The 21,916-nt window shown below is 51.3% G+C and carries 22 protein-coding genes; 11 read left to right on the top strand and 11 right to left on the bottom strand.

Annotated features, from left to right (window positions below):
• Positions 1-33 precede the first annotated feature (33 nt).
• Together msrQ and msrP are read right to left on the bottom strand one after the other, a co-directional pair.
• Positions 34-660 carry a protein-methionine-sulfoxide reductase heme-binding subunit MsrQ gene (gene msrQ, locus OGY06_RS03865; RefSeq protein WP_286604752.1) on the bottom strand — a complete coding sequence of 209 codons (627 nt, stop codon included), beginning with the start codon at positions 658-660 and terminating at the stop codon, positions 34-36.
• Positions 661-1,665 carry a protein-methionine-sulfoxide reductase catalytic subunit MsrP gene (gene msrP / locus OGY06_RS03860; protein WP_003832879.1) on the bottom strand — a complete coding sequence of 335 codons (1,005 nt, stop codon included), beginning with the start codon at positions 1,663-1,665 and terminating at the stop codon, positions 661-663. It abuts the gene before it with no gap.
• A gap of 188 nt (positions 1,666-1,853) precedes the next feature.
• Here msrP and OGY06_RS03855 point away from each other — a divergent pair, with 188 nt between their 5' ends.
• The 3 genes from OGY06_RS03855 (at position 1,854) to OGY06_RS03845 (ending at position 4,893) form a co-directional block, all read left to right on the top strand.
• Complete coding sequence (locus OGY06_RS03855; protein WP_008784719.1) at positions 1,854-2,576, top strand: winged helix-turn-helix domain-containing protein; 723 nt, start codon at positions 1,854-1,856, stop codon at positions 2,574-2,576.
• Positions 2,573-4,063: a sensor histidine kinase gene (locus OGY06_RS03850; protein WP_286604750.1), complete on the top strand. Its 1,491-nt coding sequence runs from the start codon at positions 2,573-2,575 to the stop codon at positions 4,061-4,063. The genes OGY06_RS03855 and OGY06_RS03850 overlap by 4 nt, the downstream gene beginning before the upstream one ends.
• A 143-nt stretch (positions 4,064-4,206) precedes the next feature.
• Entirely contained in the window at positions 4,207-4,893 is a 687-nt protein-coding gene (locus tag OGY06_RS03845; RefSeq protein ID WP_003832885.1) for a CPBP family intramembrane glutamic endopeptidase, read from the top strand.
• Between the two features lie 33 nt (positions 4,894-4,926).
• On the opposite strand, the gene ynfM is transcribed toward OGY06_RS03845, so the two are convergent.
• Positions 4,927-6,180, bottom strand: a complete 1,254-nt coding sequence (ynfM, locus tag OGY06_RS03840) for a multidrug efflux MFS transporter YnfM/SxtP(Kp) (protein WP_286604747.1) — start codon at positions 6,178-6,180, stop codon at positions 4,927-4,929.
• A 107-nt stretch (positions 6,181-6,287) separates the two neighbouring features.
• Here ynfM and ynfL point away from each other — a divergent pair, with 107 nt between their 5' ends.
• From ynfL to bioD, 3 genes are all read left to right on the top strand, one after another.
• A complete protein-coding gene (gene ynfL / locus OGY06_RS03835) occupies positions 6,288-7,187 on the top strand; it encodes a multidrug efflux transcriptional activator YnfL/SxtR(Kp) (protein ID WP_003832887.1) in 900 nt (299 codons plus the stop codon).
• A 128-nt stretch (positions 7,188-7,315) separates the two neighbouring features.
• Entirely contained in the window at positions 7,316-8,536 is a 1,221-nt protein-coding gene (gene mlc, locus OGY06_RS03830; protein ID WP_286604746.1) for a sugar metabolism global transcriptional regulator Mlc, read from the top strand.
• Between the two features lie 125 nt (positions 8,537-8,661).
• The gene (bioD, locus tag OGY06_RS03825; protein ID WP_003832889.1) at positions 8,662-9,357 is read left to right on the top strand and encodes a dethiobiotin synthase; all 696 of its coding nucleotides are present in this window, start codon (positions 8,662-8,664) and stop codon (positions 9,355-9,357) included.
• Here the strand turns inward: bioD and clcB are convergent.
• From clcB to OGY06_RS03795, 6 genes are all read right to left on the bottom strand, one after another.
• Positions 9,313-10,602, bottom strand: coding sequence for a voltage-gated ClC-type chloride channel ClcB (clcB, locus tag OGY06_RS03820; protein WP_032934569.1), 1,290 nt, complete (start codon positions 10,600-10,602; stop codon positions 9,313-9,315). The two genes, bioD and clcB, sit on opposite strands and share 45 nt — an antisense overlap.
• A 119-nt stretch (positions 10,603-10,721) precedes the next feature.
• Positions 10,722-11,336, bottom strand: coding sequence for a Tat proofreading chaperone DmsD (gene dmsD, locus OGY06_RS03815; RefSeq protein WP_286604743.1), 615 nt, complete (start codon positions 11,334-11,336; stop codon positions 10,722-10,724).
• Between the two features lie 42 nt (positions 11,337-11,378).
• On the bottom strand, positions 11,379-12,233 hold the full coding sequence (locus tag OGY06_RS03810) for a dimethyl sulfoxide reductase anchor subunit family protein (RefSeq protein ID WP_286604737.1): 855 nt from the start codon (positions 12,231-12,233) through the stop codon (positions 11,379-11,381).
• Position 12,234: 1 nt separating this feature from the next.
• Positions 12,235-12,852, bottom strand: coding sequence for a DMSO/selenate family reductase complex B subunit (locus tag OGY06_RS03805; RefSeq protein WP_126957146.1), 618 nt, complete (start codon positions 12,850-12,852; stop codon positions 12,235-12,237).
• A gap of 10 nt (positions 12,853-12,862) precedes the next feature.
• Positions 12,863-15,304, bottom strand: a complete 2,442-nt coding sequence (ynfE, locus tag OGY06_RS03800) for a selenate/tellurate reductase subunit YnfE (RefSeq protein WP_286604735.1) — start codon at positions 15,302-15,304, stop codon at positions 12,863-12,865.
• Positions 15,305-15,452: 148 nt separating this feature from the next.
• Positions 15,453-15,761: a DUF1161 domain-containing protein gene (locus OGY06_RS03795; protein WP_008784729.1), complete on the bottom strand. Its 309-nt coding sequence runs from the start codon at positions 15,759-15,761 to the stop codon at positions 15,453-15,455.
• Positions 15,762-15,863: 102 nt separating this feature from the next.
• On the opposite strand from OGY06_RS03795, the gene OGY06_RS03790 reads away from it, so the two are divergent.
• Positions 15,864-16,574, top strand: coding sequence for a YnfC family lipoprotein (locus tag OGY06_RS03790; RefSeq protein ID WP_080470568.1), 711 nt, complete (start codon positions 15,864-15,866; stop codon positions 16,572-16,574).
• 6 nt (positions 16,575-16,580) lie between these two features.
• Here the strand turns inward: OGY06_RS03790 and speG are convergent, their stop codons facing one another.
• Together speG and OGY06_RS03780 are read right to left on the bottom strand one after the other, a co-directional pair.
• Positions 16,581-17,141 (bottom strand): spermidine N1-acetyltransferase, encoded by a 561-nt coding sequence (speG, locus tag OGY06_RS03785; protein WP_149335343.1) that lies wholly within the window; start codon positions 17,139-17,141, stop codon positions 16,581-16,583.
• Positions 17,142-17,176: 35 nt separating this feature from the next.
• The gene (locus OGY06_RS03780) at positions 17,177-17,518 is read right to left on the bottom strand and encodes a DUF1283 family protein (protein WP_003032382.1); all 342 of its coding nucleotides are present in this window, start codon (positions 17,516-17,518) and stop codon (positions 17,177-17,179) included.
• A gap of 153 nt (positions 17,519-17,671) precedes the next feature.
• Between OGY06_RS03780 and OGY06_RS03775 the strand changes: the two genes are divergently transcribed.
• From OGY06_RS03775 to OGY06_RS03760, 4 genes are all read left to right on the top strand, one after another.
• Positions 17,672-17,998 carry a YnfA family protein gene (locus tag OGY06_RS03775; RefSeq protein ID WP_003832904.1) on the top strand — a complete coding sequence of 109 codons (327 nt, stop codon included), beginning with the start codon at positions 17,672-17,674 and terminating at the stop codon, positions 17,996-17,998.
• Positions 17,999-18,105: 107 nt separating this feature from the next.
• Complete coding sequence (gene rspA / locus OGY06_RS03770) at positions 18,106-19,320, top strand: starvation-sensing protein RspA (protein ID WP_003832907.1); 1,215 nt, start codon at positions 18,106-18,108, stop codon at positions 19,318-19,320.
• A 13-nt stretch (positions 19,321-19,333) separates the two neighbouring features.
• Positions 19,334-20,353, top strand: a complete 1,020-nt coding sequence (locus OGY06_RS03765) for a Zn-dependent oxidoreductase (RefSeq protein ID WP_286604731.1) — start codon at positions 19,334-19,336, stop codon at positions 20,351-20,353.
• A 53-nt stretch (positions 20,354-20,406) separates the two neighbouring features.
• Positions 20,407-21,786 (top strand): MFS transporter, encoded by a 1,380-nt coding sequence (locus OGY06_RS03760; RefSeq protein ID WP_003832910.1) that lies wholly within the window; start codon positions 20,407-20,409, stop codon positions 21,784-21,786.
• Positions 21,787-21,916 lie beyond the last annotated feature (130 nt).

The raw sequence follows: 21,916 nt of genomic DNA, 5'->3' as shown, positions 1-21,916 counted from the left end.
CTGTTTAGGTGTGGTTAAGAAGTTTACCGTGATTCACTCACTTTTCATAAACACACCTTTGTACCCGGTTTTCCGTAACAGCTTTTTATAGCGAAAAGCCAGCAGAACCACAAAACAGATGGCGTAGATAATAGGGAGCGGTGATAACACTTTTACCGACCACAGATAATGCAGCGGTAGCAAAATGGCGGCCAGGTAGACGTAGTTGTGCAATGTTTGCCAGCGTTTGCCCATTTTACGCTGAGCGGCTTGTGTCGAGGTCAACGTCAACAGGAATAAGATAATCCAACCGGACATACCCAGCATTAGCCATGGGCGTGAAACCAGTTCACGACCCAACAATCCCAGGTTTTGTATACCCAGTTCCAGCAGAGCATAGCTGGTAATATGCAGTGTGGCCCATGCAAAGCACCATAAACCTAACAACCGCCGGGTACGAAATAACAAAGGCTGCTTTGCATAGCGTGCGAGCGGCGATACCAGCAGGGTAGCAAGCAAAAACTTCAGCGCGGTAATGCCCGTAAAGTGCTGGATATCTTTCCCCGGGTCGGCACCCAACCCGCCATGCTGCGCGGCCCAGAAGAACCATAGCAGGGGTAAAAAACCGGCGAGATGCAGCAGCACTTTCAGGCCGGTTATCTGTTTTGCAGTCAACCTCACTTAAAAATACTCCCGAAGATCCATGCCCTGATATAACGATGCCACCTCATCGGCATAACCATTAAAAGGTAACGTGGGCTGTCTCTGTACATCAAGAATGCCACCGGAACCGATAAAACGCTCAGTAGCCTGAGACCAGCGAGGGTGATCAACCTGCGGATTTACGTTGGCGTAAAATCCGTATTCATTTGGTGCTGACATATTCCAGGTCGTCGGCGGCTGCTCACGCGTCAGCTTAATACTGACTATCGATTTAATGCCCTTGAAGCCGTATTTCCAGGGTACGGTCAGGCGTATCGGCGCCCCGTTTTGCGGTGGCAATGCTTTGCCATATACGCCTACGGTGAGAAGTGTGAGTGGGTGCATAGCCTCATCCAACCGCAGACCTTCGACATAGGGATATTTCAACCCACCGCCAATAAAGCGGTCTTTCTGACCCGGCATTTCATCAGGGGCGTAGCGTGTTTCAAAAGCGACGTATTTGGCGTGACTGGTTGGCTCAACCAGCGCCAGTAATTTATGCAACGGAAAACCCACCCACGGCACAACCATCGACCAGGCCTCAACGCAACGCATCCGATAAATACGCTCTTCTAATGGAAAGCGTGTGGTCAGCGCATCATGATCCAAGGTTAAAGGTTTGTTGACCTCACCGCTGATGGTTAACGTCCAGGGATCGGTTTTCAGGCTACCGGCATTGGCGGCAGGATCGGCTTTATCCAGACCAAATTCGTAGAAATTGTTGTAGCCCGTCACCTTGTCTTCTGGCGTCAGTGACAGGCTGTTTTGCCAGCGCTCGGGCTTTGTGAACTCAAGCGCTTTGCCTGCGGGGGCCGGTGGACGATCGTTGCCTTTAAACCAATCCAGCAAATTAGCCTGTGTAGGGGAGGACAGCGTGGCCGCAGCAGCACCTATCCCAAGTGCTTTGAGGATCTGTCGTCGTTGCATAAAAAATACTGACTCGGCTGTAACATCTGCTTCCCGAAGTGGACGTTTTTTTAGCATGACTTTTCCTTCTTATTTTCATGTTAAGGAAAACAAGCGACGTTTCCCTGTTGATGTCTGACGTGTCTATAACGACATACTGCGCGTATGCGTATCCCTGGATCCTCACGAAAAGTTAAAAATTTTGTGATAACTTCCGCCCCTTGCCTGAGGTAAGCTTTCAGCACGACGAGAGGGGGATGACACTGATGGCAGGCGCGAAAAAGATATTTTTGGTGGAAGATGACAGCGATATTGCCTCACTTTTGCAGCTTAGCCTGAAGGATGAGGGTTACGAAATTGTTCATGAGGCAGACGGAGCCCGTGCGCTTGAACAACTGGAGAAACACGTCTGGGATGCCGTTATCCTCGATCTGATGCTGCCGGGTGTCGACGGGCTGGAGATTTGTCGTCGCATTCGCCAAATGAGTTTTTATTTGCCCGTCATTATCATCAGCGCCCGCACCAGCGAAACGCACCGTGTATTGGGGCTGGAAATGGGTGCCGATGATTATCTGGCCAAACCTTTCTCGGTGCTGGAGTTGATGGCCCGGGTAAAGGCGTTGTTTCGCCGTCAGGAAGCGATGAGTCAGAACTTACGTATGGAGGCGGGGATTATCACCGTTCATGGCGTAGAGATTGACCCATTAGCCCGGGAAGTCCGGCTGCATGGTAAATCGCTCGATTTAACGCCGCGCGAATTCGATCTGCTCTATTTTTTCGCCCGTCATCCAGGCGAGGTCTTTTCGCGTCAGGCGCTGTTAGATCAGGTGTGGGGCTACCAGCATGAAGGGTATGAGCATACGGTGAACAGTCATATTAATCGCCTGCGGACCAAAATTGAAAAGGATGCTGCGGAGCCGGAAATTATTCTCACGGTTTGGGGACGAGGCTATAAGCTTGCTGCGGTTAACGCGGAGCATCAGCCATGATTTATCGCCTGTCGCTGAGCCAGCGTCTGACCCTCGTCTTTACCTCCATTATGCTGATTTGTGCGGTTACCGTCAGTGTTGTCCAGATCCGCAGCAGTAAACAGTATGGTGACGCCATGGTGCAAAGGCTCTCGATGGAGCTGGCGAGCAAGATTGTCAAAAGTGAGTCGCTTATTGATACCAGCGGGCAGATTAATCGCCAGACCTTAAAAGGATTGTTTAATCACCTGATGACGCTCAACCCCAGCGTGGAGCTGTATCTGATTTCACCATCAGGTGAAATACTTGCTGATGCTGCACCGCCCGAGCATATCCAGCGGCAGAAAATTAGCGTGCAGCCGATCCAGGATTTCCTTAACTCAGATGCGTTGCCCGTCTATGGCAACGATCCGCGTAGCAGCCAGCAAAAGGTATTCAGCGCAGCGCCGGTTTTATATAACGGTGAGCTACATGGCTATTTGTACATTATTCTGCAGGGTGAAGACCTGAATATGCTGGCGAATACCGCCTGGCAAAAAACGCTCTGGAATACCGTGGCCTGGACGTTAATACTGGTTTTATTAGCTGGTGCAATCGCTGGATTCCTGGTGTGGCGATGGGTGACGAATCCAGTGAAAAGGCTGACTGGGCAGGTGGTCAAACTGGAACAGGACAGCATTAGCGTCATCAAACAGCTGGCGCAAAAAAATCCCGAACCGGTACCGGAGAATGAAATAGCGCTGCTGAACAATGCGTTTATCGAGTTAGCGCAGAAAATTGCCCAGCAGTGGGATTTATTAGCAGACAGCGATCGTCAGCGCAGAGAGTTTATTGCCAATATTTCGCACGATTTACGCACGCCGTTGACTTCACTGTTGGGGTATCTGGAAATGCTGTCGCTGAAAGCCGATACGATGACGCCTGAGGAAAATCGGCATTATCTTAGCATCGCGCTGCGCCAGGGGCATAAAGTTCGCCATCTGTCACAACAGCTGTTTGAGCTGGCAAGGCTGGAGCATGGCGGTATAAAACCGCAGCGTGAACGTTTTGCTATTGGTGAATTGATCCAGGACGTGGCACAGAAATTTGATCTCCCTGTTGCCACGCGTCATTTGCAGTTGCACCTTGACGTAACGGGGCCGTTACCGCTGGTGAATGCCGATTTATCGATGATAGAAAGAGTCGTGACGAATTTGCTGGATAATGCTATCCGTCATACGCCTGACGGAGGCGAAGTACGGCTAAAAGTCTGGCGTGATGAAGACCGTTTATTAGCCGAAGTGCAGGACAGTGGGCCAGGGGTAGAAGAAGCTGTGCGAGAAGTATTGTTTCAGCGCCCGACCGCGTTAATTCCCCGTGAGCAGCGGGCTGAGCGCGGCGGTCTGGGCTTACTGATCGTGCGTAGAATGCTCGAGCTGCATGGAGGGGATATCCTTCTGGTTAGCTCAACGGCAGGGGCTTGCTTCCGTTTCTCGTTGCCGCTGGCGGATTCTCCTCTGAGTAGCTGACGGTGAAATTCCGGAGTAAAGAGGGTTTTGGCATTGTACCCATGGGCATTGCGTAAAAGTTGGTAGGTTGTCAGTGATAATGAGAATTTTTATCATGCATAGATAATTCATCAACTTATCTTCGATGAGCGCAAGGAGATCGTATGTCACAGGATGCCGACAACCTGTATATCGCCAGGACCAAAGCAGTTGCTGGCTGCTTTTCAATGTTTTTACTGATGTTTGGCCTCACGTTTACCCCGTTGTTTTTCCCCGCGAGTCAGGACCTGCTTGCCAAAGGGTTACTTTTTCCGCTGCTGTTTGCGCTGGAATTTGTTGTGCTGGTTCCGCTGTATTATTTCTTCTTTAGAAAAAGAGAGGGACTGGGCAAAGGCATTTTCAACGCCAGGTGGTTTGCCATTTTGTTCGCGGCGCTGCTGTTTATTCAGCTTATCCTGCCATTGATTTTGGGTCTCAGACAAACTGAAGCGTGGGTGACCAGCCAAATATCCTTAAGTAGTTATGCGTTGTGGTTATCTACGTTGACCCTGATATTTATCGCGCCAGTTTATGAAGAAATTGTTTTCAGAGGCTGTTTATTCAACGCGTTCCAGTACTGGTTCAATAATAAAACCTGGCTGTCGTCAGTGGTGGTATCGGTCATTTTTGCCATCATGCATACGCAGTATGTGGATCTACGCACGTTGCTGATGTTGTTTCTTGTGTCGCAGGTGTTGATCCTGGCCAGACTGAAAAGCAACGGTCTGTTGATGCCAATTTTGCTGCATATAGTGATGAACGGGACGGTTGTTGCTCTGCAGATGGCGGCTCAGACGTTACAGCCAGGGTGATGAAGGTGATGCCCGGAACCCGGGCATCGTGGATTATACGTGCAGACGATGGTGCAAACGCGCACCGACCAGCAACGCCAACACCAGCATCAGGGCGATAAATCCGCCCACACCGTTCCAGCCATAGCTGTGCCAGAACACACCGCCCAGCGTACCGGCAATACTGGATCCCAGATAATAGCTGAACAGATACAGGGAAGAAGCCTGGCCTTTAGCGCGTTTTGCTCGTGGTCCAATCCAACTGCTTGCTACGGAGTGCGCGGCAAAGAACCCGGCTGAAAAGAGCAGCATCCCGGCGAAGATCAGCCATAGCGATGTGAACAGGGTCATTAACAGTCCAACCAGCATCACGCCTGTTGAAAAGAGCATTACCGGGCCACGGCCATAACGAGTGGTCATAGAACCCGCCTTTGGCGAACTCCAGGTCCCAGTCAGATACGCCACAGATAACAAACCTACAACCGCCTGGCTGAGCTCCCACGGGGAGAGCATCAGGCGGTAGCCGATGTAATTAAACAGCGTGACAAACGACCCCATCAACAAAAAACCTTCCGCAAACAGCAGCGGCAAACCTTTGTCGCGCCAGTGCAAGCGGAAGTTGATAAACAACGTTTTCGGGCGCAGCGACGTAGGTCTGAAATGACGGGATTCCGGTAAGATTTTCCAGAACATCAGTGCAGAGGCAAGGGCAAAACAGCCGATCGCCGCCAGCGCGATACGCCAGTTAAAAAAGTCGGTAAACACGCCGCTAATTAAGCGACCACTCATTCCGCCAATTGAGTTACCGCTGATATACAGGCCCATTGAGAAGGCGACGAAACTGGGATGAATTTCTTCATTCAGATAGGTCATCCCTACCGCCGCGACGCCGCTCAGTGAAAGTCCTATCAGAGCACGCATGATTAAAATACCGTGCCAGCTGGTCATCATCGTTGAAAGCAGCGTACAACAAGAGGCGAGCAGCAGCGCGGTAACCATCACCGGCTTGCGGCCAATAGCATCTGAAAGTGGGCCGGTAAACAGCAACCCTATCGCCAGCATCGCCGTTGATATGGAAAGCGAAATACTGCTGCTGGCGGGAGATACCCCAAACTCGTGCGAAAGCACTGGCAGTATAGGTTGTACGCAATAGAGGAGGGCAAAAGTCGCCAGCCCGGCGGAAAACAGCGCCAGCGTGACGCGCATAAATGGGGATGTTCCGCGTTTGATAAAACCATCCGGCGGGGTAACTATCTGTTCATCAACATCGCTTGTTGGCGCGGTATCGACAGTTGTTGTACGGCTCACTTGAAATCCTTGCTCATTCAATTACGTCTACAGGACCAGCCATAAGAGTATGAAAATCACAATATTCTGTCTAATATATTAATAATCTCAAATAATATTTTAAAAATATGAATATCGAACTGCGTCATTTACGTTACTTTGTGGCCGTTGCCGAAGAGCTGCATTTTGGTCGGGCGGCGGCGCGGTTAAACATTTCGCAACCGCCGCTAAGCCAGCAGATCCAGATCCTTGAACAGCAGGTTGGCGCCCGGTTACTTGCCCGAACTAACCGTAGCGTGGCGCTGACCTCTGCCGGAAAGCAGTTTCTGGCGGACAGTCGGCAGATCCTCGGGCTGGTTAATGAAGCCGCCGCCAGGGCTGAGCGTTTGCATCTGGGAGAAGCAGGGGAATTGCGTATTGGCTTTACGTCGTCCGCGCCGTTTATCAAAGCGGTTTCAGATACGTTATCTCTGTTTCGCCAAAGCTACCCGGCAGTGCATATGCAAACCCGTGAAATGAACACACGTGAGCAAATTGCCCCGCTCAATGAAGGAACGCTGGATTTGGGACTTCTGCGCAATACGCAGCTACCGGATACGCTGGAGCGTGAAATCATTCTGCATGAACCACTGATGGCAATGATCCCACGTGCGCATCCGTTGGCGCAAAAACCCGTGGTTACGTTGGCCGAACTGGCGAATGAGCCATTTGTCTTTTTTGACCCCCATGTGGGGACAGGGTTGTATGACGATATTCTGGGCCTGATGCGTCGCTATGGACTGAAACCGACGATTGCGCAGGAGGTTGGCGAGGCGATGACTATCATTGGGCTGGTGGCCGCAGGATTAGGGGTTTCTATACTTCCTGCTTCTTTTAAACGGGTGCAGCTGTATGAAATGTGTTGGATCCCGATAGCGGAAGAAGATGCTGTCTCGGAAATGTGGTTAGTGTGGCCAAAGCATCATGAGCAAAGTCACGCCGCGCAACGCTTTCGTGAGCAGTTGCTGGCGGCCGTTCAGGGCGGTTAATTTAGTTTAAAAATGGGCGAAAATGTGCAGTAAATCACAAGGCTAAGTAAAAAGTTGACGGAAGCCATTGAAGTGCTTCACCATAGCCCGCAGATTATTTCGGAGCGCGAAAATAAAGGGAGTAAGTGGTGGTTGCTGATAGTCAGCCTGGGCATATCGATCAAATTAAGCAGACCAATGCGGGCGCGGTTTATCGCCTGATTGATCAGCTGGGTCCGGTATCGCGTATTGATCTCTCTCGCCTGGCACAATTGGCGCCTGCCAGCATTACCAAAATTGTCCGCGAAATGCTCGAAGCGCATCTGGTGCAAGAGCTGGAAATCAAGGAAGCGGGTAGCCGTGGTCGTCCGGCCGTTGGGCTGGTTGTCGAAACGGAGGCCTGGCACTACTTATCCATTCGTATCAGTCGCGGCGAGATTTTTCTGGCGCTACGCGACCTGAGCAGCAAGCTGGTGGTTGCAGATTGCCTGGACATGCCACTGGTCAGTGAAACGCCGTTGCTGGATCGCGTGATTACGCAGGTCGATCAGTTTTTCATCCGCCACCAGCAAAAGCTGGAGCGCTTAACCTCCATTGCCATCACCTTACCCGGCATTATTGATACTGAAAACGGTATCGTTCATCGCATGCCATTTTACGAAGATGTCAAAGAGATGCCGTTGGGCGAAGCGCTTGAGAACCATACCGGTGTGCCGGTGTATATTCAGCACGATATCAGCGCCTGGACGATGGCCGAGGCGCTTTTTGGCGCATCGCGTGGTGCTCGCGACGTCATTCAGGTGGTGATCGATCATAACGTGGGTGCAGGGGTGATCACTGACGGGCATTTGCTGCATGCAGGCAGCAGTAGCCTGGTGGAGATTGGCCATACGCAGGTCGATCCCTACGGTAAACGCTGCTACTGCGGCAACCATGGTTGTCTGGAAACAATCGCCAGCGTCGACAGCGTGCTCGAATTGGCGCAGGTGCGGCTGAAGCAGTCAATGAGTTCTTCTCTACATGGACAACCGTTAACGGTAGACGCGCTGTGTCTGGCGGCCATGCAGGGTGATTTATTGGCGAAAGATATCATTAGCGGCGTCGGGACCCACGTCGGTCGAATTCTTGCCATCATGGTGAATTTGTTCAACCCGCAAAAGATATTGATTGGCTCTCCGCTCAGTAAAGCGGCAGATATCTTGTTCCCAACCATCGCTGACAGCATTCGTCAGCAGGCGCTTCCGGCTTACAGTCAGCATATAGTCGTTGAAAGTACCCAGTTTACCAATCAGGGGACGATGGCAGGGGCGGCACTCGTGAAGGACGCGATGTATAACGGTTCTTTGTTGATTCGTCTATTACAGGGTTAACATTTTTTAACTGTTGTACGAAAAATTGCGTTATCTCAAGCTGATCCTGGTCGTCATACCTTAGACTTTCTCCACTGTTTTATTTTCCTGACTTATATTTTCAAAGCATAACGGTGGAGTTAGTGATGCTGAAGCGTTTCTTTATTACAGGTACAGACACTTCTGTTGGGAAGACCGTGGTTTCCCGCGCATTACTACAAGCGTTAGCGTCAGGGGGTAAAAGCGTTGCAGGTTACAAACCTGTGGCCAAAGGCAGCAAAGAGACGCCCGAAGGTCTGCGCAACAAAGATGCACTGGTACTGCAAAGTGTGTCATCTATCGAGCTGCCCTATGAGGCAATTAACCCAATTGCGTTGAGCGAAGATGAAAGTAGCGTGGCGCATAGTGGTCCGGTCAATTACACCCTGTTATCCAACGGTCTCGCAAGCCTCAGCGAAAAAGTCGAACACGTTGTCGTGGAAGGCACCGGAGGCTGGCGGAGCTTGATGAACGATCTGCGTCCGTTATCGGAGTGGGTGGTGCAGGAACAACTGCCAGTGCTGATGGTAGTGGGTATCCAGGAAGGCTGTATTAATCATGCGATCCTCACCGCGCAGGCGATAGCCAGCGACGGACTGCCGTTGATTGGCTGGGTTGCGAATCGCATTAATCCTGGGCTGGCGCATTATGCGGAAATCATTGATGTGCTGGGTAAAAAATTACCTGCACCGCTGATCGGTGAACTGCCTTATCTGCCTCGTGCAGAGCAGCGTGAACTGTCGCAGTACATCCGCCTGTCAATGCTCGGCAGCGTGCTGTCGGTAGATAGAGTCGTGGCGTAACGTACGCGACAGCACCGACGCCAGGACACAGGCAATCAGTAATCCGGGGAGCAGGCGATACTCCCCGGTCATTTCACAAACCATCAACGTCGACATTATAGGTGCATGCGTGGTAGCCGCCAGCAGTGTGGCCATCCCCGTTAATCCCAGCAAAATGGCAATTTCATCCGAGCCTGGAAGCCATAATCCCCATACCTGACCCAGCAACATGCCCACCGACAAGCCGACAAACAGCGTTGGCGTAAACACGCCACCTGGTGCACCGGATCCACTGCTGGCAAGCACCGCCAGTAATTTGCAGATAAAAATCCCGCTAACCACGGCCAGCAGCGGTGGTGAAAGTAAATATGACTGCACCACGCTGTAGCCATTACCCCAGACCGCAGGCGTGAGCAATGAAAGCAGGCCAACGATCAGCCCGCCAAGCGCCAGTTGCCACGGCGGCGAGAGTTTTAAGCGCAAAAATACATTATGGCTGGCAGTCATCAACCACATGAAGAGCGGTCCGCAGATGCCAGCAGCCAGACCGGTGCTGACAATCATAACGTATTCCAGAGCATGTAATTCCCGCGACAGGTGCACGGTATACAGCAGCGCATTGCTGTCGCTAAGCAGATTGGTGGTGAGTAATGCGACTACGGCGGATACCACTACCGGTCCCAGTGAGGCGAGGATCAGTGTGCCAAACAATACTTCGGCAATAAATAAACTGCCCGCCAGCGGGGCATGATAGGCTCCAGCCATACCTGCAGCAGCGCCGCAGGCAATCCATAACTTCCATTCTGTACGCGGGGTAAAGCGTTGAGCAAAGCAGGAGGCCGCCAGGGCCGCCAGTAAAATCATGGCACCTTCACGTCCGATGGCACTCCCGCTGGCGACGACCAGTAACGAGGCCAGCGATTTCACCAGGCTTGCACTGACGTCAAATTGTCCGTCGGTTTGCAGGGCTTCCATATAATCAGTGGGAGCCTGCGGACGTAAACGGTTAAATTTTTGCCAACCCCACAGTAGTAATCCAGCCGCCAGACCGCCGAGTGCAGGTGTCAGCATACGCCTTAAAGGCGAAAGGTTTGTCGCTGCGTTGACCAGACTTCCCGTGTTGTTGCTCAGAAACAACCATTCGAGAAGCAGCATGGCATGACGAAATCCTGCGACGGCCAGCGCAGCAAGGACGCCAATCAACGCGGCGATCAGCAGGCGGCGGAACATGGCACGCAGGTCAGGGTAAGCATGTAAATGATGCATGAGTGGCCAGACTGGAAAATTCAGACGCTCTATTTTGCGGCTATTAGGTAACAGAAGCAAAAGCTCAGCGTGCGCAACAGGATGCACCACAGGCAGGACGCATCCTACCTGTGACGAAACTAACGGAACAAAGGCTTATCGGCTACCGGAATCAGTAACTGTGATTGCCACTGTGCCAGCGTCAGACGCGCCAGCTCACCCAGCGCCTGGTAGAACGGGTGGTCGGCTTTTTCGACAAACACATTAAGAAAGCGTGATGACCATGGGAAGAGATGCCAGGCCAGCAGTTGCTCGCACTCGGTGTGGCGTTCGTTCTCGGCAAGCCAGGCCGTCAGCAACAGCAGCGAACCAAAGTGATCTTCTGGCTCATTTTGCTGCATCGCAAACTGGATGCCGTTGTCCCGCATCCACTGACGTAATGCCAGCGTGGAGTCGCCAAACAACACGTTTTCACGATCCAGCCAGACGGATCCCCATGGCGGAGAAGGGAGCGCATAAGGACCAACAAACAGACGTTGCCAGGCCTGCGGGAGAGACTCATCGGCCTCAGCCTGAAACTGAGCGGCTAACGGCGGAAGCGTTGTCTTTTCAAGCGGCCACTGCGCCTGCCAGCCATCGGTTTTTAACGCACTGACCAGTGCCGAAGCTTCGGCACTGTCTGGGGCATAGTAAAACAGCGCGCCGAGCACACGCGCTGCAGTAGAAAAGTTGTCTCGTTGTGAAAAATGGGTCATGCAAACAATCCTGAACAGTGCGGGTTGCCCCGCACCCGAAAGTTAACCTGCGACAGCCATTCCGACTGTCATATGTAAACCGTAAAACAATCCGCGGCCAATGATTTCACCGACAAGCACCAGAATTAATCCGAGTGCCAACCCGCCAACGGACGGTCCTTTGCAACGGATCAACGGACATATCCAGCAACCCAGACCCGCAGCCAGCAGCAGGACTCGCCAGACCTGTAAACTGCCGTAGTCGGGAACCAGCGCGCTGGCGGATTGTACCGAACTGTGGATCTCGCCGAGTGACAGTCCCTGCAGCACAATAACCGCCACGGTCACCAGCAGGGCCAGCACGCTGATACCGGCGAATCTGGCGGCGTTAAAAGAAACACCTGCAGCACGCAGCAGCAGAGCGGCAAAAAGCGGTCCACTGAGCAGCATCGTCATGAAAAATGCCAGTGTAGTATAGTCGTTATACCAGGTTGGGACGGTGTCTATCTGGTAGACGTTGGTCATCGCAAAGACAAATACCAGGCCCAGCAGCATGCTCAACAGCAGCCAGATTTTACCTAACGCTGCGGGCATTTTACCGAGAAACGCCACCAGCCACCACAAGCCCCCGACGGCGAAAAACAGTGAACCACCGGCGATTTCGTTACTCAGCGCCGATGCGCCAATTCTGTTCAGTGAGTTAAACGCGCGCAGCGGCGAACCTAAATGCATGACCGAGGCGAGAAAGGCGATGCCCATCACCAGCCAGAGAAAAAACATACTGCGAACGATACGTCGTTTTACCAGCCCATCCTTAGCGGTCAGCCAGCCGTAACCACTTACGATCAGCGCCCCGGCTACGCACTGTCCCAGCACCGTGAACAGTACCAGTGGCCATTCATGCCATCCATTTCCCATTTTACACCTCTTTTGGATTAGCCAGAAAACCCGTGGTATCCCCGGTCGGGCGGCAATTGGCGTTTGGTTTGATCACAATATTTGGTTTGGTGAAGTGCGCACCCGGCAGCGGGGCGACGGCAGCCAGTTCACCATGTTTTTTGCGCAGTTCGTCGATGGGGCCAAAATCCAGCGCACGCAGCGGACAGGACTCGACGCAGATGGGCTTTTTGCCGTCTGCCGCGCGTTCATGGCAGCCATCACACTTGGTCATATGTCCTTTCGCAGCATTGTACTGTGGCGCACCGTACGGGCAGGCCATATGACAGTAGCGACAGCCAATGCACACGTCTTCATCGACCACCACAAAACCATCCTCACGCTTATGCATCGCACCACTTGGACAAACCTTGGTGCAGGCCGGATCCTCGCAGTGGTTACATGAGATGGAGAGATAGTAGGCAAAAACGTTCTGGTGCCAGACGCCGTTGTCTTCCTGCCAGTCACCACCTGCGTATTCGTAAATCCGCCGGAAACTGACGTCAGGAGTGAGGTCTTTGTAGTCTTTGCAGGCCAGCTCGCAGGTTTTGCACCCGGTGCAACGACTGGAATCAATAAAAAATCCATACTGAGTTGTCATGGGTTAGTCCTTAAACCTTCTCGATCTCGACCAGATTAGTATGCTGTGGGTTGCCTTTTGCCAGCGGTGAAGGGCGCTGTGTTGTCAGCGTATTGACGCAGGCGCCATGGTCAATCTTGTCGCCGGCCATATTTGCATCGTGCCATGCACCCTGGCCCATTGCGCTGACGCCAGGCAGGATCCGTGGCGTCACTTTGGCCGGAATACGTACTTCCCCGCGATCGTTAAAGACCCGCACCATATCGCCATTTGCAATACCACGCTTTTGGGCATCGACGGGATTGATCCACACTTCCTGACGACAGGACGCCTGCAGAACATCGATATTGCCGTAGCTGGAGTGCGTACGGGATTTGTAATGAAAGCCAAACAACTGCAGCGGAAATGCGCTGCGTTTGGGATCGTCCCACCCTTCAAACGTGGAGGCGTAGACGGGAAGCGGGCTAATTACTTCATCCTTCTGCAACTCCCAGGTGTTGGCAATTTTCGCCAGTCGGCTGGAGTAAATTTCAATCTTTCCAGAGGGTGTTTTGAGCGGATTGGCCTGCGGATCGTCGCGGAATTTTTTATAAGCGACAAAATGCCCGTTAGGATCTTTGCGTTTATAGATCCCCATTTTTTTCAGCTCGTCATAAGAAGGGAGCGCGGGGTCCTTGGCCAGCATTTTTGCATACAGATACTGGAGCCACTGTTCCTGAGTACGGCCTTCCGTAAACCGTTGATAGATATCATTGCCAAGGCGTTTGGCGACTTCGCTCATTATCCAGTAGATCGGTTTGCGTTCGAACTTCGGTGACGTCGCGGGTTGAATAAAAATGAGGTATCCCATGTTGCCTGCATAGTCGTTAGGAATGATGTCTTCCTGTTCGACGGTCATTAGGTCCGGCAGCAGAATATCGGCATATTTCGCCGAAGATGTCATGAAATTTTCGATGACCACTATCATTTCGCATTTCGTATCATCCTGAAGGATCTCATGCGTTTTATTGATATCTGAGTGCTGATTAGTAATGGTGTTGCCCGCGTAGTTCCAGATAAATTTAATCGGTACATCGAGCTTATCTTTCCCGCGCACGCCATCGCGGGTTGCGGTCATTTCCGGACCCCGGGCGATGGCGTCGGTCCAGCTAAAGCAGGATATCTGGGTCTTGATGGGATTATCCGGCAGCGGCATACGTTCAATCGTGATGGTGTAGGTTGATTCTCGCGCACCGCTATTGCCGCCGTTGATGCCAACGTTGCCGGTCAGGATTGGCAGCATTGCGATCGCGCGCGAAGTCAGTTCGCCGTTAGCCTGACGTTGTGGACCCCAACCCTGACAAATATACGCCGGTTTTGTACTACCGATTTCCCGTGCCAGTTTAATGATGCGCTCGGCCGGGATCCCTGTGACATGCGAGGCCCATTGGGGCGTTTTAGCGACACCGTCATCGCCATTGCCAAGTATATAGGCCTTGTAATGTCCGTTAGCGGGAGCGTCAGCGGGTAGGGTTTTCTCGTCATAACCGACGCAATATGTGTCGAGGAACGCCTGGTCGACGAGATCTTCGTTAATCAGGACCCAGGCGATTCCCGCCACCAGTGCGGCATCGGTTCCCGGACGGATAGGGATCCACTCATCTTCACGACCCGCAGCGGTATCGGTATAACGCGGGTTGATGACGATCATGCGGGCGTTAGAACGCTCCCGGGCCTGCTCAAGGAAGTATGTTATGCCACCGCCGCTCATGCGCGTTTCGGCAGGGTTATTGCCGAACATCACCACCAGCTTCGTGTTTTCAATGTCGGATGTACTGTTGCCGTCATTTGAGCCGTAGGTGTAAGGCATTGCCGCCGCGATTTGTGCGGTACTGTATGTGCCGTAATGGCTCAGGAATCCGCCATAGCAGTTCATCAATCGAGCGACCAGCGAGGCATAAGGGGAGGAGCGAGTAATATTGCCGCCGACAATGCCAGAGGTGTAGTTGATATACACGGCCTCATTACCGTATTTCTGTACGGTATTTTTTAAACTGGTGCTGATGGTATCCAGTGCTTCCTGCCAGGTTATGCGTTCGAATTTACCCTCACCGCGTTTGCCCACGCGCTTCATAGGATAATTGAGGCGATCCGGATGATTGATCCGTCGACGGATTGAGCGTCCACGCAAACAGGCGCGCACCTGGTGCTGACCATAAATATCGTCTCCGGTCGTATCAGACTCCACCCATACGACTTCGTCATCTTTGACGTGGAGTTGCAGGGCACAACGACTTCCGCAGTTCACGGAACAAGCACCCCAAACCACTTTCTCTTCAGCCGGTTGTATCGCCTGTTGTACCTCAGCAGCAGCTGCGGTGCGCATCCCAAAAGGTAACGATAACCCGCCAGCGGCAAGCGCCAACGAACCTATAGCCGAGGATTTCACTAACATCCTGCGGCTAATACCTCCATATTGCTCAGTATCAGACATAACTCACTCCATTATAGTTATCGCTATATATTAATCTCTATAGCGAAATTAATAGCATGCTAATAATAGAGTGAGTTTACCCATTTATGAGTATGGCATTTTAATGCATATCAAACTGGAGTAACCCTCCGCGTACGGAGGGTATGATTTATTGCGGTTCGGCGACGTGCCCGTCCTGTGCAGGCGAGCTGTTGGCAGGGGCGTTTCCACTGTTAGTCCGGGTGTAGAGAATTTTGTGCGTATCGTTTGCACAATGTCCTACCACCAGTGAATCAGGTTGATCGGCCTGATCGTTGGGGACAATGTTCAGCGTAAAGCTGGACTCTGCGACGCCATTATTGATGATGCGCTGCTCGATATCGCTTTTCACGCGTTCACATGACGCAGGTGCCGCCAGAACCTGTGGGGATGCAACTGCCAGTAAGATCGCGGCAATTCCTGTTACGTATTTCATCATCAGCTCCTTTATGATCGACATAGACTAAGATTAGCATTTCTGGTGTAAATAACTGTATTTGCTAATATGATTGAGAATTATCTTCTTATCCCGGTGAAAAATGTGAAGAAACAGACCCTGTTAGGTTTCCTGTGTGTCGTGCTGGTTGGGTGTGATAATGCCAAAGGGCTGGTTTCCTTTACGCCGGAAATGGCCAGTTTTTCCAATGAATTTGATTTCGATCCGCTGCGCGGGCCGGTGAAAGATTTCAGTCAGACGCTGCTCAACGACAAAGGTGAGGTCACCAAGCGCGTCGCTGGTACCCTGTCACAGGAAGGGTGTTTCGATACACTTGAACTGCACGATATCGAAAACAATACCGGTATGGCGCTGGTCCTGGATGCTAACTACTATCGGGATGCCGAAACGCTGGAAAAACGGATCCGTTTACAGGGCAAATGCCAACTGGCGGAACTGCCTGCTGCAGGTGTGGTGTGGGATACCGACGATAACGGTTTTGTCGTTTCTGCAACGGGGAAAGAGATGAAGGTGCAGTATCGATATGATGCCGAAGGCTACCCGCTGGGTAAAACAACCGTCAGTAAGGACAATACCTTACAGGTTGATGCCAAACCGTCGGTCGACCCGTTGAAGAAGCTGGATTACACCGCGGTGAGCCTGCTCAACAATCATCCGTTAGGCAATGTCAAACAAACGTGCAAATACGATGAATACGCAAATCCGGTCAACTGCCAGCTCGTTATCGTTGACGAGAGCGTGAAGCCGGCAGTTGAACATCATTACTCGATTGAAAACACTATCGATTACTACTAATCGCCTTTACTGAGCGGTAGGTTGCAACAGGTTAGGGCCTGCCGTTTTGTGTTCTGCCAGATACTGCTGCTGGAAGATGCACATGCGGATAGTGTTGCGGTATTGGCCGTTGATAAAGAATTCATGAATCAGCTCGCCTTCCACCATAAAACCGAGTTTACGGTAAATGTGGATAGCCTTTTCGTTCTCTTTATCGACGATCAGATACAGCTTATAGAGGTTGAGCACGGTAAAGCCGTAATCCATCGCAAGCTTAGCCGCCCGTGAGGCCAGACCCTTCCCCTGATAATCCGGCGAAATAATAATCTGGAATTCGGCCCGGCGGTGCACGTGGTTAATTTCAACCAACTCCACCAGCCCGGCTTTTTCACCGTCGCATTCCACCACGAAGCGGCGTTCGCTTTGGTCGTGGATGTGTTTGTCATACAGGTCTGACAGCTCAACAAACGCTTCGTAAGGCTCTTCGAACCAGTAGCGCATTACGCTGGCATTATTATCAAGCTGATGGACGAATCGTAAATCTTCACGCTCCAGCGGGCGCAACTTAACACTGAGGGCGCTAGTCATATCGTATCCTTTCAATATCCTTCAAAGTGCAATGATTATGGGGCAACGGTGCGGCCAGTACGGCGGTCGAGGCAGCGCAGGGTGTTAGGTTCCCAGTACGCATTAATATTAGCGCTCTGCTCGCACTTATCACGGCTATCAAAGGCCGTATCGGCTTTGTCCCATTCTTTCTCTGCACGTTTATTGACTTTCTGGCGAAGCTGGCGCGTATCGTTCCATTGTTCCTTTTCCATTGCGGCTTGTTGACGACTTTGCGCACTGTCTCCGGATTCAATGACCAGTTTACTGGTTTCAGCAAATGCGGAAGAGGTGTACACAGCCGCAGCCAGCGTCAGCATAGCCGTCAGGCACAGGCGTTTGGTCAGTGTAATTTTCATGGTGAATTCCTTTTATGGGAAAGGGTAAAAACGATAAAACAGGGTTAAATTCTACACTATTCCAGTTTGCGGGCATACCCACCCGGTAGATATGGATACGCTAACGAGATTCTGTCGTATCATGGTTAAACCGAAGGTAACTGAATAACATCAATGCTTAAGACCACATTTCTTTTTTTCGTCACCGCGTTATGCGAAATCATTGGCTGCTTTTTACCCTGGCTCTGGCTTAAGCGAGGGGCTACAGCCTGGTTGCTGATACCCGCCGGGGTATCACTGGCTGTATTCGTCTGGTTGCTGACGCTGCATCCGGCAGCCAGCGGGCGTGTATACGCAGCCTATGGCGGTGTTTACGTGGTGACCGCGCTGCTATGGCTACGCATTGTCGATGGTGTAAAACTCAGTTTATATGACTGGTCTGGCGCGCTGGTGGCATTGTGCGGCATGTTGATCATTGTGGCTGGATGGGGGCGCGCATAGCGCCTTTTTTGTGATCAAACAGCGTTTTTTTGATCTTTATACTTGTATGGTAGTAGCTCAGTTGAGTAAATTTCCTGCATCACAAGAACAGATGCAGGGAATAAGAAATGAAGATTGTTGGGGCTGAAGTGTTTGTCACCTGTCCTGGGCGTAATTTTGTAACGTTGAAAATTACGACAGAAGATGGGATCACCGGGCTGGGAGATGCCACGTTAAATGGACGCGAGTTGTCCGTGGCGTCGTATCTGAAAGATCACGTGTGTCCGCAGCTTATTGGTCGCGATGCGCATCGTATTGAGGACATCTGGCAGTTTTTCTACAAAGGTGCGTACTGGCGTCGTGGTCCGGTCACCATGTCGGCGATTTCTGCGGTGGATATGGCTCTCTGGGACATCAAAGCGAAAGCGGCGAATATGCCGTTGTACCAGTTGCTCGGCGGTGCTTCTCGTGAAGGGGTTATGGTCTACTGTCACACCACAGGCCATACCGTTGATGACGTACTCGAAGATTATGCGCGTCATAAAGAAATGGGCTTTAAAGCTATTCGCGTGCAGTGCGGCGTGCCGGGTATGAAAACCACTTACGGTATGTCTAAAGGCAAAGGACTGGCCTACGAACCCGCCACCAAAGGGCAATGGCCGGAAGAGCAGTTGTGGTCAACGGAGAAATACCTGGATTTCACACCAAAATTGTTTGCTGCCGTGCGTGACAAGTTTGGTTTCAACGAACATCTCCTGCACGATATGCACCACCGTCTGACGCCAATTGAAGCGGCCCGTTTTGGCAAAAGCATTGAACAGTACCGTTTGTTCTGGATGGAAGACCCAACGCCAGCTGAAAACCAGGAGTGCTTCCGCCTGATCCGCCAGCATACGGTCACGCCGATTGCGGTAGGGGAAGTGTTCAACAGTATCTGGGACTGTAAACAGCTTATTGAAGAACAACTGATCGACTATATCCGCACCACCATCACCCATGCTGGTGGTATCACCGGTATGCGCCGGATTGCCGATTTCGCGTCGCTGTATCAGGTTCGTACCGGTTCACATGGACCTTCCGATCTGTCGCCTGTGTGCATGGCCGCCGCGCTGCATTTTGATCTGTGGGTGCCGAACTTCGGCGTACAGGAATATATGGGCTATTCCGAGCAAATGCTGGAAGTGTTCCCACATAACTGGACCTTTGATAACGGCTATATGCACCCAGGAGACAAACCTGGTCTTGGGATCGAGTTTGACGAAAAACTGGCGGCGAAATATCCGTATGACCCTGCATATCTGCCCGTTGCTCGCCTGGAAGATGGCACGCTGTGGAACTGGTAAGGAGTGATTTGCTATGAAAAGTATCGTAATTGAAAAACCGAATACGCTGATTATCGCCGAACGACCGGTGCCAGAACCCTTAGCAGGTGAGGTGAGGGTAAAGGTAAAACTGGCGGGAATTTGTGGCTCCGACAGTCATATTTATCGCGGTCATAATCCATTTGCACAATACCCGCGCGTGATTGGCCACGAGTTTTATGGCGTGATAGAGGCGGTAGGTGATGGCGTTGACCATTCGCGAATAGGTGAGCGGGTGTCCGTTGATCCGGTCATCAGCTGCGGACATTGTTATCCCTGTTCAATTGGTAAACCTAACGTTTGTACATCGCTGGTGGTGCTGGGCGTGCATCGCGATGGTGGTTTCAGTGAGTACGCTGTTGTGCCAGCGAAAAATGCCTGGATGATCCCCGATACAGTGCCTGATGAGCATGCCGTTATGGTGGAACCTTTCACTATCGCCGCAAACGTGACCGGGCAAATTAAACCAACAGAAAACGATATTGCGCTGATTTATGGCGCAGGGCCTATGGGACTGACCACTGTACAGGCGCTTAAGCGTGTCTATAAGGTCAAAACTGTAGTGATTGCTGACAGAATCGATGAGCGCCTGGCCATGGCGAAGCAGTGCGGTGCAGACTGGGCAATCAATAATAGTCAGCACTCGTTGCAAGAGTTCCTTGCGGAAAACGGACTAAAACCGACCATTATCGTGGATGCAGCTTGCCATCCATCCATTTTACAGGAGGCAATCACGCTGGCATCGCCGGCCGCGCGAATTGTTCTGATGGGCTTCTCCAGCGATCCTTGTCAGATTATTCAACAAGGCATTACCGGGAAAGAACTGTCCATTTATTCCTCAAGATTAAATGCGAACAAATTCCCGATTGTGATTGATTGGTTGGTCAACGGACTTATCGATCCTAATCAACTTATTACTCACACTTTTGACTATCACCACGTTACAGACGCAATTGAATTGTTTGAGAAAGATCAGCAGCACTGCTGCAAAGTCTTACTTACATTCAGTGAATAATATAAATAACTGCGAGTAAGTGGTACGCATCTTACCTCTTAGAGATAGCCAATATGAATCAAGAAAAACACGAAAGATCCACGAAAGATCTGGTTAGGGCTGCCGTATCCGGATGGTTGGGTACTGCGCTCGAATTTATGGATTTTCAGTTATATTCTTTGGGTGCCGCACTGGTATTCCATGAAATATTTTTCCCGGAACAGTCTGCCGCCATGGCGCTTATTTTAGCGATGGGTACATACGGTGCAGGATATATTGCTCGTATCGTTGGAGCATTTATATTTGGCAAAATGGGAGACAGCATCGGCCGTAAAAAAGTACTGTTTATTACCATTACGATGATGGGAATTTGTACGACCTTAATTGGCGTGCTGCCAACATATGCACAAATTGGTATCTTTGCGCCTGTGCTGCTGGTGACGCTGCGTATCGTGCAAGGGCTTGGTGCGGGGGCTGAAATTTCGGGCGCAGGCACGATGCTTGCCGAGTACGCGCCAAAAGGTAAACGTGGCATTATTTCCTCACTTGTTGCCATGGGGACCAACTGTGGAACCCTTAGCGCAACGGCCATCTGGGCGGTGATGTTCTTTGCGCTCGACCGTGAGGAGTTATTAGCCTGGGGTTGGCGCATTCCGTTCCTGGCGAGTGTCGTGGTGATGATCTTTGCCATCTGGTTGCGTATGAATCTCAAAGAAAGCCCGGTATTTGAGAAAGTGAATGATGAAGAAAACGCTCCGGCATTAAATAATTCGTCAGAAAATACGCTGGGGGCGATGTTTACCAGTAAATCTTTCTGGCTGGCAACCGGCCTACGTTTTGGACAGGCGGGTAATTCAGGATTAATCCAAACCTTCCTTGCCGGTTATTTAGTACAGACGCTGTTATTTGATAAATCTATACCCACTGATGCCTTAATGATCAGTTCGGTGTTGGGCTTTATTACAATACCGTTGCTTGGTTGGTTGTCTGATAAGTTTGGTCGTCGTTTGCCTTATATTATCCTGAATATCTCGGCAATTATTTTGGCTTACCCGATGCTGTCAATTGTAGTGGATAAAACGTATAGCCCGGGTGTCATTATGACGGCACTGATTGTTATTCATAATTTTGCCGTATTGGGGTTATTTGCTCTCGAAAATATTACCATGGCGGAAATGTTCGGTGCGCGTAACCGGTTTACGCGAATGGCGATTTCAAAAGAAGCGGGCGGGTTAGTTGCTGTTGGTTTTGGTCCGGTTCTGGCGGGTATTTTCTGCAACATGACTAATTCCTGGTGGCCAATTCTGGTGATGGTCATCGCTTACTCACTGATTGGTTTGATTTCCGCGTTGCTGATGCCAGAAGTGAAAGATCGCGACCTGAGCGTACTTGAGGATGCTGCCGAGGTGAAAAAAGCCGAGAAGGTTCGTTGCTCGGTGACTCAGACAAGCTGATACAAGACAGTAGCATGGGCGGATGTACTCGTACGCTGCCCATGCTATTACACAGCTTTACATGATGTCATACCAATCATAAAAAGCTTAATGCAAATCAAAACATACAACCATACAGGCGTTACTCTGG

Origin of the sequence: Citrobacter sp. Cpo147 (assembly GCF_030332405.1) — a bacterium.
In the GTDB taxonomy this organism is placed as follows: domain Bacteria; phylum Pseudomonadota; class Gammaproteobacteria; order Enterobacterales; family Enterobacteriaceae; genus Citrobacter; species Citrobacter portucalensis.
Note: the sequence above shows the minus strand (reverse complement) of the source record. Positions and strands in the feature narration are given on the sequence as shown.